The organism is Arthrobacter sp. PL16 (assembly GCF_035985055.1).
GTDB lineage: Bacteria > Actinomycetota > Actinomycetes > Actinomycetales > Micrococcaceae > Arthrobacter_D > Arthrobacter_D cheniae.
On sequence record NZ_JAXCIC010000003.1, the window covers coordinates 306504 to 322558 of the forward strand.

Sequence of the window (16055 nt, forward strand, 5' to 3'; positions counted from 1 at the left end):
TCGATCTGGCACCCTTAAGGGACTATGGCGCACCTGCTGGACACTTCGACCCTCACCGCACACCTCCCTCCCGTTGTCCTCGAGGTCGGCGAGCTCTTCGAGGACGCGGGCTACGAGCTCTCCCTGGTGGGCGGACCGGTGCGTGACCTCTTCCTCGGCAGGGTGTCGCCGGATCTCGACTTCACTACCGACGCCGATCCGGACCAGACACTCGCCGTCGTCCGGCGCTGGGCGGACGCATACTGGGAGATCGGTCGGGCGTTCGGCACCATCGGCCTCCGGAAGGACGGCTACCAGATCGAGATCACGACGTATCGAGCGGAGGCCTATGATCCGTCCTCGCGCAAGCCGATCGTCGCCTTCGGTACGAGCCTGGAAGAGGACCTCGTGCGCCGTGACTTCACCATCAACGCGATGGCCCTCCGGCTGCCCTCCCTCGAACTCGTCGATCTGTTCGGCGGGGTCCGGGACCTCCACGCGGGGATTCTGCACACCCCCGGCACGCCGACGTCGTCGTTCTCCGACGACCCGCTGCGCATGATGCGAGCAGCGCGCTTCGTCTCCCAGTTGGGCGTCACGGTGGCTCCGGAGGTGTCCGAAGCGATGACCAGGATGGCCGACCGCATCTCGATCATCTCAGCGGAACGCGTGCGGGATGAGCTGGTGAAGCTGATCCAGGGCGCGGCACCGGACGCCGGCATCAACATCATGGTGGACACCGGACTGGCCGAACATGTCCTCCCGGAAGTCTCTGCCCTCCGTCTCGAATCGGATGAGCACCACCGTCACAAGGACGTCTACCAGCACTCGCTCACTGTCCTGCGCCAGGCGTGCGAACTCGAGACGCGCGACGACGGACCGGTCCCCACGCCCGACGTCGTCCTGCGTCTCGCAGCGCTCCTGCACGACATCGGCAAGCCCGCCACCCGGAAATTCGAGCCCGGAGGAGCGGTCAGCTTCCGTCACCACGACGCCGTCGGCGCCAAGCTGGCAGCCAAACGGCTGCGTTCGCTCCGGTTCGACAACGACACCATCAAGGCCGTCGCCCGGCTGGTCGAACTCCATATGCGGTTCTACGGCTATGGCGAGGCCGGCTGGAGTGACTCGGCAGTGCGGCGGTACGTGAGCGACGCCGGACCCCTCCTCGAGCGACTCCACCGACTGACACGTTCCGACGTCACCACCCGGAACCGGCGCAAGGCCGAACGGCTTGCCTTCGCATACGACGATCTCGAGGCTCGCATCGCCGCGCTCGCCGACCAAGAGGAACTGGACTCGATCCGCCCCGACCTCGACGGCGGGCAGATCATGGGGCTTCTCGGAATCCGTCCCGGCCCCGTGGTGGGGCGTGCATACCGCTTCCTCCTCGAGGAACGCATGGAGCACGGTCCGCAGAACCCGGCCGACGCCGAGACCAAGCTCCGCCAGTGGTGGAGCGAGCAGCCCGAATCCCAGGAGAGCACACCATGAAGCCGATGACAGGCGCAGCAGCAGCGGACCCCACCTCCGCCGGAACTCCCCTCCCGAAGCTTTGGCTCCTGCGGCACGGCGAGACGGAGTGGTCCAGGGATGGTCGCTACACGGGGCTGACGGATCTGCCGCTGACCGGGCATGGAGAGGAGCAGGCGCTGGCTGCGCGTGAGCACTTCGCAGGCATCGACTTCGATCTCGTGGTCACCTCACCGCTGCAGCGCGCTGTCCGCACGGCAGAACTAGCGGGCTTTCCCGACGCGGAGATCCTTCCCTTCGCTCACGAGTGGGACTACGGCGACAACGAGGGCCGTGACAGTGCAGTCGTCCGCAAGGAAAATCCGGGCTACCTGATCTGGAAGGACGGGGTTCCCAACGGCGAGACGCTGAACCAGGTCTCGGGGCGTGTGGACCGCGTCATCTCACGGGTACAGGCAGGCTGTGGTACTGCTGCGGACAGGGATCCCGATGCGAAGCCCGTGCAGAATGCGCTCCTCGTGGCACACGGGCACTTCCTGCGGATCGTCGCGGCGAGATGGCTGCAGCTCGACGCCATCGAGGGTCGTCACTTCGTCCTCGGCACGGCTGCTGTCTGCGCGCTCGGCTGGGACAAGCACACGCCGGCTATCGTGCACTGGAACCTTTAGGACCTTATCGGGCGGGCGTGCCCCACGCCCGCCGGCAGAAAGTACTTCCCACGAAATTGGCTGAATGAATATCCGTACAAGGCTATGCCGGAAGGTAATTCATACGGTAGCTTTATGTACGTGCCATTGGGCCTTCCCAACTTGAAGTTCGGGGAACGCCCTGGCCGCACGACCGTAGGTGCTATCAACGAATTGGAGGTGGAGATTGTGAATACTATGTCCGGCGGTGCCCTTGCCCGCGGCGCCAATCCTGCCTTCGTCATTCGTTCGCACTAGGAAGTTCGCGCACCGGCGTCAGCCGGTTGATCGCTCTACCACCCTCGCACCCGTGTGCGGCTTCCTTCCTTTTCGTTTCAGCAATGCCAATTCACGGCATTTCTGCGCCTGAATGCACCTATTGAAAGTCGATAATGCACAATTCCCAGCCCAACCATATCCAATTCGTCGATCAGGCCGCACCATCAGCGGCTCCTCCCTCCGGGACGGTGGCCGAAGGACGTGCCCTGCCACCTCCACCCGTTGCGCTGGAATCTGCAGCCGGCGGTGAATTCATCATGAGCGGATCACTGACACCGCTCCCGCCCGGCGCCGGTCCCGTACAGGACCTGTCGGGTGTGCCATCGGTTTCCATGCCCGGTTTCCACCATAGGAAGGATGTGCAGCGCATGCTCGGGCGATGGAGGAACGGCTTCTCCCTCTGGGGACGGATCCTGTCCAGCCAGTCCCGCGGCCCCTGGGACGATTCACAACGGTTCGAGCAACCGAGCCACAGGCTCTACATCAAGTGACGGACCCGAAGATCATCCCGACAATATGCGAAGCCCGCGCTTCCTGGCGCGGGCTTCCGCCTTGAAGGTCGGTGTTCGTATGCCCGGTATATCCGGGCCGGAATTCGGTGCACTAACAGCGCGTTATAGGGTCGTGAGGGTCACTCGACCGGCTCTTTCCCCACGCCGGTCGGAAGGGAGAAGGTGTGTCAGGCGTCCGGCGCGTAGCCATGCTGTCCCTGCACACCTCACCCCTCGAGCAACCCGGCCGGGGAGACGCGGGCGGCATGAACGTCTACGTCCGGAGCACGGCCCTCGAACTCGCACGCGTGGGGATCGACGTCGAGATCTTCACGCGAGCGGCGGGCGAGGGGCGTCCGAGCCGTGAGGTGCTGGGCGACGGCGTCGTGGTCCACCATCTCGAGGCAGGACCCCGCAAGCGCATCCCCAAGGAATCCCTCCCAGGACTCACGGGAACCTTCGCAGACGCGATCACTGACGCCGCGCACCTCCTTGCAGACGGTCATTTCGATGTCCTGCACTCCCACTACTGGGTGTCCGGGACGGTGGGCCTCATGCTCAGCAGGCAGATGAACCTGCCCCTCGTGCACTCGATGCACACCATGGCGAAGGTTAAGGACCTGCGGATGAAGTCGCTCGGCACACCAGAGCCGGCCGAGAGGATCGCCGGCGAGCAGGACATCGTCACCGGCGCGGCGCGGCTCATCGCGAATACGAGCACCGAGGCTGCCGAACTCGTCTCGCTCTACGGCGCCTCAGCGGACCGCATCGACGTCGTGGCTCCCGGCGTGGACCTCTCGACCTTCCATCCCGGCGATCGACGTGCCGCAAGGGCCGCTCTCGGCTTCCCGCTACAGCAGTTCCACGTGGTCTTCGCCGGTCGGATCCAGAAGCTGAAGGGCCCCCAGGTGCTTGTTGCCGCGGCCGAGGAGCTCCGCCGTCGTCGGCCCGACATCCCCTTCACCGTGAGCATCCTCGGTTCCGGCAGCGGATCGGAGGCACTCGCCCTGCAGCCTTTGATCGACGACGCCGAGCTGACCGAGGACATCCGGCTCTATCCACCCGTCACCGCCACGAACCTCGCGCAGTGGTTCCGGTCGGCCGACGCCGTCGTCATGCCGTCGTTCAGCGAGTCCTTCGGCCTCGTGGCGCTCGAGGCACAGGCCTGCGGTACCCCGGTCATCGCCGCGAACGTCGGCGGACTGCCGCAGGCCATCAGTGACGGGCGGAGCGGACTTCTCGTGGACGGGCATTCCGCGAGCGGCTGGGCCGATGCCCTCGAGCGGTTGTACGACGACATGCGCCTGCGGGAGTCGCTTGGGCGAGGGGCCGCCACACACGCACTCGCCTTCGGCTGGCAGCGCACCGCCCTGCTGACCGCACAGAGCTACCGCACCGCGGTGGAGCGTTTCTCACCCGCGACCGCGGGCTGAAGCACGCCATCGACGCCGCCTAGGATGGGAGGCGTGATTCCCTCCGAGCTCGCTGCGTACCTCGATTCCGTCCGCATCACCGGCAAGGTGGCGACCTCGCGACAGGACAACCTCAAGCACATGCGCCTGTTCCTCGAGGGGAACGAGAACCTCGAGTTCGGCGTCCGGCTGACGCGGGACTGGACGTATGACGACGTCTTCGACCTCATGCACGAGCGCGTGGGAACCAGCCCCGACCGCGGTCATCTCGGGGGCGATGACACCATCGACGCGGCCCTCTGCGTCGCCGCACTCGACCGTTTCGCCGACCGCCTGGGTACCTCCGCCCATCGGGGGGATCGGATCCTCTTCGCGACCGGGCATCCGGCAGGCTTGCTGCCCGTCCACGCAGCTTTGGCACGGGGCGCCGCGGCCGCCGGTGCCACCGTGGTGCAGGTGTCCGAGGGACGCCGCTTCGGTGCGGGCGACATCCGCCAGATCTTCGGGGTGCTGGTATGGCACCAGCACGGCGGCCTGATGCACACGCACCTGCCGGAACCCATGCGGTTGAGCCTGGAAACCCTCGCCGACGAGGGTCTCGATATGCCCGACCTTGTCGTTGCTGATCACGGGTGGGCAGGACAGGCAGCCAGCGCAGGCCTGCCGACCATCGGATTCGCCGACTGCAACGATCCGGGACTCTTCGTCTCCGAGGCGCAGGGGCAGATCGAGGTAGCCGTCCCGCTCGACGACAACGTCTGTCCGGGGCTCTACGATCCGCTGATCGCCTACGTCCTCGATCGCGCCGGGTTGCCTCCGGCATGACACGAAGGCGCTGATAGGTTTGCTGCATGAGCGATCTTGAGATTGCCCGCGCCGCCGCGGTCAGGCCCATCGGGGACATAGCCGACGCGGCGGGCATACCGCGCGAGGCGCTCGAGCTCCACGGTCACTTCAAGGCGAAGATCGACCCACGACTGCTCCCTGACAACGGCCGGGTGCCCGGCAAGGTGGTCCTGGTCAGCGCCATGAGCCCGACTCCGGCGGGGGAGGGTAAGTCCACCTGCACCGTCGGCCTCGCCGACTCGCTCTCCAGGGCCGGCCGGCGCGTGATGATCGCGCTCCGCGAGCCGTCCCTTGGTCCGGTGCTGGGCATGAAAGGAGGTGCGACGGGCGGCGGGCTCTCGCAGGTGCTACCCATGGACGAGATAAACCTGCATTTCACGGGTGACTTCCACGCCATCACCTCGGCGAACAACGCATTGGCAGCCCTGATCGACAACCACATCCACCAAGGGAACGAGCTCGGGGTTGATCCGCGCCGGATCACGTTCAAACGTGTCCTCGACGTCAACGACAGGGCCCTCCGCGAGGTCGTCATCGGGCTCGGCGGACCGGCTCAGGGCACACCGCGGCAGGACGGCTTCGACATCACCGTCGCCTCGGAGATCATGGCGGTCTTCTGCCTGGCCCGCGACCTCGACGACCTCAAGGCGCGCCTCGCTGCCATCACCTTCGGTTACACCTTCGACCGCACGCCGCTGACCGTCGGCGACCTGGGCGTCGAGGGTGCCCTGGCGCTGCTGCTCAGGGATGCCATCAAGCCGAACCTCGTGCAGACCATTGCCGGCACACCGGCCCTTGTGCACGGCGGACCCTTCGCGAACATCGCCCATGGTTGCAATTCGGTGATCGCCACGCGGACGGCCCGGAGCCTCGCCGATATCGTGGTGACTGAGGCAGGGTTCGGAGCGGACCTCGGGGCCGAGAAGTACATGGACATCAAGGCCCGCGTCGCGGATGTCGCGCCCGACGCCGTCGTCATCGTCGCGACCATCCGTGCCCTGAAGATGCACGGCGGCGTCGCGAAGGCCGATCTTTCGCAACCCGATGTCGAAGCCCTCCGGCACGGGAGCGCCAACCTGCTCCGCCATGTGCGGAACATCGAGAGGTTCGGCATCGCACCCGTTGTCGCCGTCAACAGGTTCGGGACGGACACGGATGAGGAGCTCGACTGGCTCATCTCCTGGTGCGCAGGCGAAGGCATCGACGCCGCCGTCGCCGATGTGTGGGGCCAGGGCGGTGGTGGACCCGGCGGGGACGAGCTCGCGGCGAAGGTGCTCGCCGCCCTCGAGCGGCCCGTCACCTTTTCCCATCTCTACTCCCTCGACCTCTCCGTCGAGGACAAGATTCGCACGATCGTCCAGGAGATCTACGGGGCCGACGGGGTCGACTTCTCGGTGCCCGCCCTGCGACGACTCAAGGAGATCGAGGCGAACGGCTGGTCGCGCTTGCCCGTCTGCATGGCCAAGACGCAGTACTCGTTCTCCGATGACCCGAGCGTGCTCGGCGCGCCGAAGGGGTTCACTGTCCACGTCCGTGACCTGATCCCGAAGACAGGGGCGGGCTTCATCGTCGCCCTGACGGGATCCGTGATGACGATGCCGGGACTGCCGAAAGAGCCTGCCGCCCTCCGGATGGACGTCGACGCCGAGGGCAACGCCGTCGGACTGTTCTAGCAGCCCTCTCCGGCCCTCCTGTCCGGCGCGGGCCGCTCCAGGTCAGGTGCCGACACGCGCCGAAGTGACGCGGCCCGGTTAGAGATGAGGAGGGCGGGACACGACGTGTCCGGCCCTCCTCATCCACCTGCAGTTCTAGCGCTCGATATCGCCGCGGATGAACGCTTCGACCTTCTCGTGGGCTATGTCGTCCGCATACTGCTCCGGTGGGGACTTCATGAAGTAACTGGAAGCGGAGAGCAGGGGCCCCCCGATACCGCGGTCCAGGGCGATCTTCGCGGCGCGGATGGCGTCGATGATGACTCCGGCCGAGTTCGGGGAGTCCCAGACCTCCAGCTTGTACTCGAGGGAGACCGGAGCGTCACCGAAGTTGCGGCCTTCGAGGCGCACGAATGCCCATTTGCGGTCATCGAGCCATGCCACGTAGTCGGACGGGCCGATGTGTACGTCATTGGGGCGCAGCTCGGCCTTCACGTTCGACGTGACGGCCTGGGTCTTGGAGATCTTCTTCGACTCGAGGCGATCGCGCTCGAGCATGTTCTTGAAGTCCATATTGCCGCCGACGTTCAGCTGATAGGTGCGGTCCAGGGTGACGCCTCGGTCCTCGAACAGCTTCGCCATGACCCGGTGCGTGATCGTGGCGCCGATCTGGCTCTTGATGTCGTCGCCCACGATCGGGATGCCGGCCTCGGTGAACTTGTCCGCCCATTCCTTGGTCCCGGCGATGAACACGGGAAGGGCATTGACGAAGGCCACGCCGGCGTCGATGGCGCACTGCGCGTAGTACTTCGCTGCGTGCTCGGATCCGACGGGCAGGTAGCAGACCAGGACGTCGGCCTTCGAGGCCTTGAGCTGCGCGACGATGTCGACGGGTTCCTCGTCGGACTCGACGATGGTCTCGCGGTAGTACTTGCCCAGGCCATCCAGGGTGTGGCCGCGCTGCACGATCACTCCGGTAGGGGGCACGTCGGCGATCTTGATGGTGTTGTTCTCGCTCGCACCGATGGCTTCGGCGAGATCGTGGCCGACTTTCTTGCCGTCGACGTCGAACGCCGCCACAAACTGCACGTCCCCCACGTGGTATTTGCCGAATTCGACATGCATGAGGCCGGGGATGACCCCCGATGCGTCCGCGTCACGGTAGTAGTGCACGCCCTGTACAAGCGACGCGGCACAGTTGCCGACTCCAATGATTGCCACGCGAATGGGGTTCTGTCCCACAGTTCTCCTCGAAAGCCCGTTGAATATGCCCCCGCCGTCATCGCGCAGGGCGCGGTCGGCAGGAACTGCCAGTCTACGTTCACTTCATAACGCCGGAGTATGCACCCCCATTCCTTGCCTTCCTCCGGTTCCGCCCGTCAACCGGGTCAGCAGCGGAAGTACGCCGCGGCCGGGCCGCTAGGCTCGGTGCATGACTTCCGGGACGGGCGGGCGCGGGCCCTACCGCATCAGCATCCCGAGTCGGTCCGACGCCTTCCTCCGGCCCCTGGTGGAGGGGATCGGCGGCCCCCTCGGGCGCCATGCGGACCCGGGACGCGTCTCCGCGCGCTGGTTCACCCTGCAGCGCGTCCTGATCCTTTTCACCGTCTGCTCGGCGGTGCTCGCCGCCGTCGCCAAGAACCCCTGCAGGGTCGGCGGGTGGTCCTCGCCGGACCACTTCTACCGCGCGTGCTACTCCGACTGGCCGGAGCTCTACCAGAGCCGGGGGCTCGGTGAGGGCGTCCTGCCGTTCATCACACCCGGTGCGCTCTTCGAGTACCCCGTGCTGCTCGGCCTGCTGGCGTCCGCCACCGCGTTCATCGTCGACGCCGTCGCCGGTGGTGCAGAGATCCAATCCAAAGCGCTGCTCTTCTTCGACCTGAACATGGTGCTCGTCGCCGGGGTCTGGCTTCTGACCGTGCTGGTGACCCTGCGCCTCGCAAGTCGCAGGCCCTGGGACGCGGCCATCGTCGCGACGGCCCCGGTGATCATCCTGTCCGGGAGCATCAACTGGGACCTGTGGGCCGTGCTCCTCGCGACGGCTGGGATGCTGGCTTTCGCCCGCGACCGCCCGGTCCTTGCGGGCATTCTCTGGGGTCTGGGCACGGCGGTGAAGCTCTATCCGGTGCTGCTCCTGGGAGCGGTGCTGGTCCTCTCCCTCCGCTCGGGGCGGTACCGGCCGTTCCTCGCGGCGCTCGCGGGCACCGCGGGCGCCTGGCTCGTGGTCAATGTGCCGTTCCTCCTGCGGGACCCCGAGGGCTGGGGCTACTTCCTCACGTTCTCGAAAACGCGCGACGCGGGTTTTTCCTCGGGGTGGTATGTCTACAACGCACTGGCACGCCAGGCCGACGTCGCGGCGCTGTCGCCCGCCGCGGTCAACATCGGCGCCGTCGGGATCTTCGGGCTCGCATGTGCCGGCGTCGCGGTCCTCACCCTGCGTGCGGAGCGTCGGCCGCGCTTTGCACAGCTCGCCCTGCTGATCGTGGGGGCGTTCATCCTGTGCAACAAGGTCTATTCTCCGCAGTACGCCCTATGGCTCGTACCCCTGGTGGCCCTGGCTGTGCCCCGATGGCGGGTGGTGTTCGTATGGCAACTCGGCGAGGTACTCCACTGGTGGGCGGTCTGGCTGTACCTGGGCGGTATGACGAGTGGAGGAGCCCCGGAGCACAACCTCGGGCTGGGCGTATATGCCTGGGCGGTCGTAGCACATATTCTAGGAACGGCATACATCATGGCCGTCGTAGTCTCGGAGATCTTGGCTCCGCGGCAGGACCTGGTGCGGCGCATCGGCATCGATGATCCGCACAGCGGACCGTTCGATGACGCACCGGACCGATTCACACTGCACTCCCGCCTCCGTCCGCGCAAGGCCGTGCGAGCAGGACCCCTCGGCGAGCGGTGACCGGACGTCGCCGTTCTGCTCCGATAGGCTGGCCGGACCGCGCGGATCGCCCGGCCGAGCCAGTACCCCTGGGTACGAATGGCCGGCCACCAGGGCGCCCGTCGACCAGGCCCCAGATGAACCTCCACCGGAAGACCTCAGTGACTGCACCATCCCTGACCGCCAGCACGCTCGACAGGAGCGCTTTCGACGCGATCGCCGCCACACATCCCGACGTCGTGATACCCCTCGAACAGACGCCCGACTGGGTGGAGTTCGAGCGCGCACTGGGCCGCTCGCCGCTCGGGATCTGGGAATACAGGGACGTGGCAGGGGCACTCGTAGCGACTGCCAGTTACGTCCACGTCGTGCGCCGCTCCAGGGAATCCGTCGTCGTCGTCAACGGACCCGTGTGGTTCGCCCAGCGGACGCCGGCTGCCGAGCGCGTGCTGATGGAGACGGTGCGAGAGCAGTTCCGCAACCATCCGACCGCGCATCCGCTGTACGTGAGGATGCAGGTCGCAACACTCCAGGCTCCGGCTACGGGTCCGATCGAGCACGGCTGGTACGAGCGTGAGATCGTGGTCGACCTCACGCCGTCGGAAGCCGGACTCCTCAAGAGTTTTCGCCCCAATGCACGCAACAGCATCCGCAGGGCGCAGCGCAACGGAGTCACCATCGAACACATTCCTCGAGAGGAATGGAAGAACGTCTTCGCGCGCGAGTTGTTCCCCATCATGCAGGAGACCGCGGAGCGCGACGGCTTCCAGTCGTTCGACTCGTCCTACTACGAGACGCTGCTGGCCGTGCTGGGTGACCACCTGCGCCTTCTCGTCGCCTATCGCGACGGCATTCCCCTGAGCTGGCTCATCACCACGGAATACCGCGGCTACGCGGTCTACTATTTCGCGGGCAGCACCCACGCGGCCCGCAGCACCTTCGCCCCGTACCTGTTGCTGTGGGAGGCGTTCCGGACGTTGAAGGCCGCGGGCAACACCGCCTGTGGCCTGACGGGCATCGAGAGCGCGAACTACCCGTCGCTCGCGAACGTCACCACCTTCAAGCGGAACTTCTCGAAAAATGTCGTGGTGGTGCCCACCACCTATGACATCCCGCTGAGTCCTGTCCGCTATCGCGCAGTCTCGGCCCTGCTGGCCGCACGGCGGGCAGCTCCTGCCGCTGCAGGAGGTATCGTCCGGCGCGCGTCCGGTCTGGTACGGAGATCAGGAAGCGGACGCGTCAGCCCGACCGCCGCAGAAATGTAGTCCGGGTGGGGAGACACCCCGCTGCTTCAGGAGAGGAAATCCCATGGTCGATGTGGAGATCGTCGGTTCCGGGCCGAACGGACTCGCGGCCGGCGTCGTCATGGCACGAGCCGGATTGTCCGTCAGGGTGCACGAGGCTGCTCCCACCATCGGTGGCGGCTCGCGATCCATCGAGCTCATGGATCGCGACCACCTCCATGATTTCTGCTCCGCAGTCCACCCGATGGCACTGGCGTCCCCTTTCTTCCGCGCCTTCCAGCTGAGCCGCCGCATCGGATTCGCCGTCCCCGAGGTGTCCTTCGCCCACCCGCTCGACGGCGGCCGGGCCGGAGTGGCCTACCGGAGCATGGAGCAGACGGTGGCCGGGCTCGGTGCTGACGGCGAGGCTTATCGCCGACTGCTGCAGCCACTGAGTGATCGCGAGGAGGGGATCCTCGCGTTCACGCTCAACCATGTCATCCGCATCCCGAGGCGGCCGGAGGCCGCGCTCCGCTTCGGGCTGGCGGTCCTCGACCAGGGACTGCCGACCTGGAACCGTCGCTTCCGCACCGATGAGGCCAAGGCCCTCGTGACAGGCGTCATGGCCCACCCGGTGGGAACGCTACCCTCCCTGACGGGGGCTGGGGCGGGACTGGTGCTCAACCTCCTGGCGCACACCGTGGGCTGGCCCATCCCGGTAGGCGGATCGCAGTCCATCGCGGAGGCCCTCGCCCTGGACATCCGGCGGCACCGCGGCGAGATCATCACCAACAGCAGGATCGAGACCCTGGCCGAGGTGTCGGACGCGCGCGTGGTTCTCCTCGACGTAGCGCCCAAGACGTTCCAGGCGATGTCCCGCGGGCGTCTGCCCTCGGCGTACGAGAAGGCCCTTTCGGCATTCACGTACGGCAACGCGGCCTGCAAGGTGGACTTCATCCTGTCAGGTCCGGTGCCATGGACACACCCCGAACTCCACAGGGCCGGGACGGCTCACCTCGGGGGGACCCGCGAGGAGATCGCCGCCGGCGAGAAGCAGGTCAACCAGGGCGAGCATCCGGACAGCCCGTACGTGCTCCTGTCCCAGCCGTCGTCGTTCGATCCGACGCGCGCGCCGGACGGCCGGCACACGTTATGGACCTACTGCCACGTACCGCGCGGTTCCACGCGGGACATGGCAGAGGCCGTCACCGCGCAGGTCGAGCGGTTCGCGCCCGGGTTCCGCGACGTCGTCGTCCGCAGCCACACGACGACGGCGAGCGAGCTCGAGGTGTACAACGCGAACTATGTGGGCGGGGATTTCAGTAGCGGGGCGGTGAACCTGCGGCAGATCGTCGCGCGGCCGGTGCCCTCGCTGCAGCCCTGGGCGACTCCCATCAAGGGGGTGTACCTGTGCTCGCAATCGACACCGCCCGGGCCAGGAGTGCACGGCATGGCCGGGCTCAACGCGGCGAAGCTCGCCCTCAGGCGCGAGTTCGGCCTGTCCGTCCCGGCGCTCGGCCTCTGAGGAGCCCGTCGGTCAGAACGGGTACGGCGCGATCTCCCCCTGCATCGTTACCCACTGCGTCTCCGTGAACGCCTCGAGCTGCGGCGAAGCCCATCACGTCGCTGATGCTGCGGCCCTAGCGGAGATCGCTGCCCCTGATCAGCGAGTTCTGTTAGGTTATGCTTGCCTTACCCTGCTGGCAGGGTCCATTCCCGGCAAGAGAGCCAACCATGTTCGCCAACTACCTGATCGGCCTGCGCGAGGGGCTCGAGGCCGCCCTCGTGGTGGTCATCCTCGTTGCGTACCTCGTCAAGATGCAGCGGAAGGACCTGCTGCCGGGTATCTGGCTCGGGGTGTCGCTCGCGGCGGGGCTCTCGCTCGGTTTCGGCGCACTGCTCACGTACGGTACCCACGGGCTGACCTTCGAGGCGCAGGAGGCCATCGGCGGCTCGCTGTCCATCATCGCCGTCGGCCTGGTCACCTGGATGGTGTTCTGGATGGCGCGGACCGCGAAGGACATGCGGGGCCAACTCCACGGCCAGGTGGACCGACACCTCGCCGCCGGGGGAAAGGGCCTCGTCGTCGTCGCGTTCCTCGCCGTCGGGCGTGAAGGCCTCGAGACCGCGCTCTTCATCTGGTCGGCGGTCCAGGCCACGGGCCAGACGACGCAACCCATTCTCGGCGCCTCGCTGGGACTCGCCTCCGCCGTCGTGCTCGGCTGGATGTTCTACCGGGGGATGCTGCGCATCAACCTCTCCGCATTCTTCACATGGACCGGCGGCATGCTGATCATCGTGGCGGCCGGCGTGCTCTCCTACGGCATCCACGACCTCCAGGAAGCGGGCATCCTGCCGGGCCTGAACGCCCTCCTGTTCGACGTCAGCGCCGCTGTCCCGCCGTCGAGCTGGTACGGCACGCTGCTCAAGGGGACGGTCAACTTCTCGCCCGCAACCACCTGGCTGGAAGGCGTCGCGTGGCTGCTGTACACCATCCCCACCATGACCCTCTTCATCCGGCAGAGCGTGCGTCGCACGCCCGCTCCCGCCCTCGTGCAGTCCCCCGTTCCCCAAGGAGTCAAGTGACCATCGCCCGACTGTCGAAGCCCGCTGCCGCCGCAGCCGCCTGCGGCATCCTCTTTGCCACCGCCTGCACCCCGAACAGTTCGGCGGAGACGCCCGACGGCGCGTCGGATGGACTGACCGTCACGAGTACCGCCGAGGAGTGCGCGGTCTCCGCCACTACCGCGGAGAGCGGCCCCCTCACCTTCGCCATCAGCAACGCCGGGAGCGAGGTGGCGGAGTTCTACCTGCTCGCCGAGGACGGCCTGCGGATCGTGTCGGAGGTCGAGAACATCGGCCCGGGCATCAGCCGCAACCTCGTGGTCAATGCCAAGCCCGGCTCCTACTACACGGTGTGCAAGCCCGGCATGGTCGGTGATGGCGTAGGGCGTGCGGCGTTCACCGTGACGGACTCCGGTACCGCCGTCGAGCCCTCCGGTGACGAGCAGGCGCAGATGGACGCGGCCGTCACCAACTACATGGCCTATGTCAAGGACCAGGTGGACCAGCTGCTCACGGGCACTGAGGACTTCGCAGCGGCCTACGTGGCAGGGAACGACGACGAGGCCCGCCGCCTGTACCCGACCACCCGCATGCATTTCGAGCGCGTGGAACCCGTCGCGGAGAGCTTCGGCGACCTCGACCCGAAGCTGGACAATCGTGAAGCCGACCTCGCCGAGGGCGAGGAGTGGACCGGCTGGCACCGCATCGAGAAGGACCTCTGGCCCCCGGCGGATGCGCCCTACACCCCACTGACCCAAGCCGAGCGCGACGCCGTCGCGGCGCAGCTCGCCGAGGACACGACCACCCTGCACTCGAGCATCCAGGGTATCGAGCTCTCCTTGGACCAGCTGGCGAACGGGGCGATCGCCCTCATGGACGAGGTAGCCAACGGGAAGGTCACCGGTGAGGAGGAGATCTGGTCGGGGACCGATCTCTGGGACTTCCAAGGCAACGTCGAGGGCGCCCGCGTGCTCGTCGACGGTCTGCGCGACCTGCTGGAGGCGAAGGATCCCGAGCTCGTCACGACACTCGAGGAGGACTTCACCGCCCTCTCGGCAGAGTTGGACGAGCACCGCACGAGCGCACCCGGCGCAGCGCAGCGCGACATCGCCTACGTCTCCTACGGCGATCTGTCCCAGGATGATGTGAAGGCGCTGTCGGACCGCGTCAACGCCCTCAGTGAACCCCTGTCGCGTATCACCGCGGCGTTGCTGGGCTAGGGATCATGGCGCGCACCTTCCGGATCTCGCGCCGCAGAGCGCTGTCCCTTGCCGGGGTCAGCGCCGCGGCGGGGGTGGGCGCGGGCGTGGCGGCGGAACGGGCCGCCCCGGAGGCGACGACGAGCCCTACCGACCCCGCCGCGCTGAAGTACCCGTTCTACGGTGAGCACCAGGCCGGTATCACCACACCGGCACAGGATCGCCTGCACTTCGCCGTGTTCGACGTCGACGACGTGTCCCGCGAGGAGCTCATCAGCCTCCTGCAGGACTGGACCGTCGCTGCCGCCCGCATGAGCCAGGGCGGGAGTGCGGGCGAGTTCGCCCCCGATGCCGGTCCGTACGAGGCACCGCCGGAGGATACAGGGGAAGCCATGGACCTCGGCCCGACCGGCCTCACCGTCACTTTCGGGTTCGGTCCCACGCTCTTCATGTCGGCCGACGGCACCGACCGCTTCCGCCTCGCCGGAAAGCGGCCCCGCGCCCTCGTCGAGCTGCCCAGGTTCTCCGGCGACATGCTGGAGGAGCGCATCAGCGGCGGAGACCTCTGCATCCAGGCATGCGCAGACGATCCGCAGGTGGCCGTCCATGCCATCCGCAACCTCTCACGCATCGCCTTCGGGCGCGCATCCCTTCGGTACTCGCAGCTCGGATTCGGCCGTACGTCCAGTACCAGCACTTCCCAGGTGACGCCCCGCAACCTTTTCGGCTTCAAGGACGGCACCGCCAATGTGAAGGCCGAGGATCCGGCTGCCGCCGACGAGCACGTCTGGGTGGACGAGAAGGACGACCAGGCGTGGATGGTGGCCGGCTCCTACCTCGTCTCGCGTAAGGTCCGCATGAACGTCGAGCCCTGGGACCGCACGCGCCTCTCCGAGCAGGAGCGCTCGATCGGCCGGACCAAGGGTGCGGGGGCGCCCCTCTCGGGCGGCGACGAATTCACGGCCCCCGACTTCTCGATGCCGGGCAGCGGCGGCCAACCGATCATCGCAGAGCACTCGCACGTCCGGCTGGCGCATCCCGACAGCAATGGCGGAGCCCGGATGCTGCGCCGCGGCTACAACTTCGTGGACGGTAACGACGACCTCGGGCGTCTCGACGCCGGCCTGTTCTTCATCTGCTTCCAGCGGGATCCCGAGCGGTCCTTCATCCCGGTGCAGACGCGCCTCGCGGGATCCGATCTTCTCAACGAATACCTCCGGCACGTAGGGTCGGCGATCTTCGCGGTGCCCGGCGGAGTGTCCGAGGGTAGCTATGTAGGGGCCCGGCTCTTCGAGTCCTGAGGCCCGGGTCGGACCATCCTGCGGTTGCCGGGACCCCGGTCGACTCCACGTCGAGTGCAATGGGCAGGGCG

Annotated in this window: 13 protein-coding genes; 12 read left to right on the top strand and 1 reads right to left on the bottom strand. The window is 67.0% G+C overall.

Annotated features, from left to right (window positions below; all coding sequences use genetic code 11):
- Positions 1-24 precede the first annotated feature (24 nt).
- The 6 genes from RCH21_RS08655 to RCH21_RS08680 all read left to right on the top strand — a co-directional run bounded on the left by RCH21_RS08655 (position 25) and on the right by RCH21_RS08680 (position 6836).
- Positions 25-1470, top strand: coding sequence for a CCA tRNA nucleotidyltransferase (locus tag RCH21_RS08655; RefSeq protein WP_326964013.1), 1446 nt, complete (start codon positions 25-27; stop codon positions 1468-1470).
- The gene (locus RCH21_RS08660) at positions 1467-2117 is read left to right on the top strand and encodes a histidine phosphatase family protein (protein ID WP_326964014.1); all 651 of its coding nucleotides are present in this window, start codon (positions 1467-1469) and stop codon (positions 2115-2117) included. The genes RCH21_RS08655 and RCH21_RS08660 overlap by 4 nt, the downstream gene beginning before the upstream one ends.
- A 665-nt stretch (positions 2118-2782) precedes the next feature.
- A complete protein-coding gene (locus tag RCH21_RS08665; RefSeq protein ID WP_326964015.1) occupies positions 2783-2905 on the top strand; it encodes a hypothetical protein in 123 nt (40 codons plus the stop codon).
- A gap of 185 nt (positions 2906-3090) precedes the next feature.
- Complete coding sequence (gene mshA, locus RCH21_RS08670; RefSeq protein WP_326964016.1) at positions 3091-4338, top strand: D-inositol-3-phosphate glycosyltransferase; 1248 nt, start codon at positions 3091-3093, stop codon at positions 4336-4338.
- A 24-nt stretch (positions 4339-4362) separates the two neighbouring features.
- Positions 4363-5142 carry a phosphatase gene (locus RCH21_RS08675; protein WP_442784686.1) on the top strand — a complete coding sequence of 260 codons (780 nt, stop codon included), beginning with the start codon at positions 4363-4365 and terminating at the stop codon, positions 5140-5142.
- A 26-nt stretch (positions 5143-5168) separates the two neighbouring features.
- Positions 5169-6836 carry a formate--tetrahydrofolate ligase gene (locus tag RCH21_RS08680; protein WP_326964018.1) on the top strand — a complete coding sequence of 556 codons (1668 nt, stop codon included), beginning with the start codon at positions 5169-5171 and terminating at the stop codon, positions 6834-6836.
- A 135-nt stretch (positions 6837-6971) separates the two neighbouring features.
- Here the strand turns inward: RCH21_RS08680 and RCH21_RS08685 are convergent, their stop codons facing one another.
- A complete protein-coding gene (locus tag RCH21_RS08685) occupies positions 6972-8057 on the bottom strand; it encodes an inositol-3-phosphate synthase (protein WP_120148904.1) in 1086 nt (361 codons plus the stop codon).
- Between the two features lie 190 nt (positions 8058-8247).
- Between RCH21_RS08685 and RCH21_RS08690 the strand changes: the two genes are divergently transcribed.
- The 6 genes from RCH21_RS08690 to efeB all read left to right on the top strand — a co-directional run bounded on the left by RCH21_RS08690 (position 8248) and on the right by efeB (position 15984).
- Positions 8248-9717 (top strand): glycosyltransferase family 87 protein, encoded by a 1470-nt coding sequence (locus RCH21_RS08690; protein ID WP_326964019.1) that lies wholly within the window; start codon positions 8248-8250, stop codon positions 9715-9717.
- A gap of 140 nt (positions 9718-9857) precedes the next feature.
- Positions 9858-10961 (top strand): lipid II:glycine glycyltransferase FemX, encoded by a 1104-nt coding sequence (locus RCH21_RS08695; RefSeq protein WP_326964020.1) that lies wholly within the window; start codon positions 9858-9860, stop codon positions 10959-10961.
- 43 nt (positions 10962-11004) lie between these two features.
- Positions 11005-12444, top strand: a complete 1440-nt coding sequence (locus tag RCH21_RS08700) for a phytoene desaturase family protein (RefSeq protein ID WP_326964021.1) — start codon at positions 11005-11007, stop codon at positions 12442-12444.
- A 209-nt stretch (positions 12445-12653) separates the two neighbouring features.
- Complete coding sequence (gene efeU / locus RCH21_RS08705; protein WP_326964022.1) at positions 12654-13505, top strand: iron uptake transporter permease EfeU; 852 nt, start codon at positions 12654-12656, stop codon at positions 13503-13505.
- 2 nt (positions 13506-13507) lie between these two features.
- Positions 13508-14704 carry an iron uptake system protein EfeO gene (efeO, locus tag RCH21_RS08710; RefSeq protein ID WP_442784693.1) on the top strand — a complete coding sequence of 399 codons (1197 nt, stop codon included), beginning with the start codon at positions 13508-13510 and terminating at the stop codon, positions 14702-14704.
- 5 nt (positions 14705-14709) lie between these two features.
- Entirely contained in the window at positions 14710-15984 is a 1275-nt protein-coding gene (gene efeB / locus RCH21_RS08715) for an iron uptake transporter deferrochelatase/peroxidase subunit (protein ID WP_326964024.1), read from the top strand.
- Positions 15985-16055: the final 71 nt, after the last annotated feature.

Bases quoted from the DNA above. Each gene is read 5' to 3' on its own strand.
- RCH21_RS08660 (WP_326964014.1), top strand. From the start codon at position 1,467: ATGAAGCCGATGACAGGCGCAGCAGCAGCGGACCCCACCTCCGCCGGA.
- RCH21_RS08665 (WP_326964015.1), top strand. From the start codon at position 2,783: ATGCTCGGGCGATGGAGGAACGGCTTCTCCCTCTGGGGACGGATCCTG.
- RCH21_RS08655 (WP_326964013.1), top strand. From the start codon at position 25: ATGGCGCACCTGCTGGACACTTCGACCCTCACCGCACACCTCCCTCCC.
- efeB (WP_326964024.1), top strand. From the start codon at position 14,710: ATGGCGCGCACCTTCCGGATCTCGCGCCGCAGAGCGCTGTCCCTTGCC.
- RCH21_RS08675 (WP_442784686.1), top strand. From the start codon at position 4,363: ATGGGAGGCGTGATTCCCTCCGAGCTCGCTGCGTACCTCGATTCCGTC.
- efeU (WP_326964022.1), top strand. From the start codon at position 12,654: ATGTTCGCCAACTACCTGATCGGCCTGCGCGAGGGGCTCGAGGCCGCC.
- RCH21_RS08690 (WP_326964019.1), top strand. From the start codon at position 8,248: ATGACTTCCGGGACGGGCGGGCGCGGGCCCTACCGCATCAGCATCCCG.
- RCH21_RS08700 (WP_326964021.1), top strand. From the start codon at position 11,005: ATGGTCGATGTGGAGATCGTCGGTTCCGGGCCGAACGGACTCGCGGCC.
- RCH21_RS08680 (WP_326964018.1), top strand. From the start codon at position 5,169: ATGAGCGATCTTGAGATTGCCCGCGCCGCCGCGGTCAGGCCCATCGGG.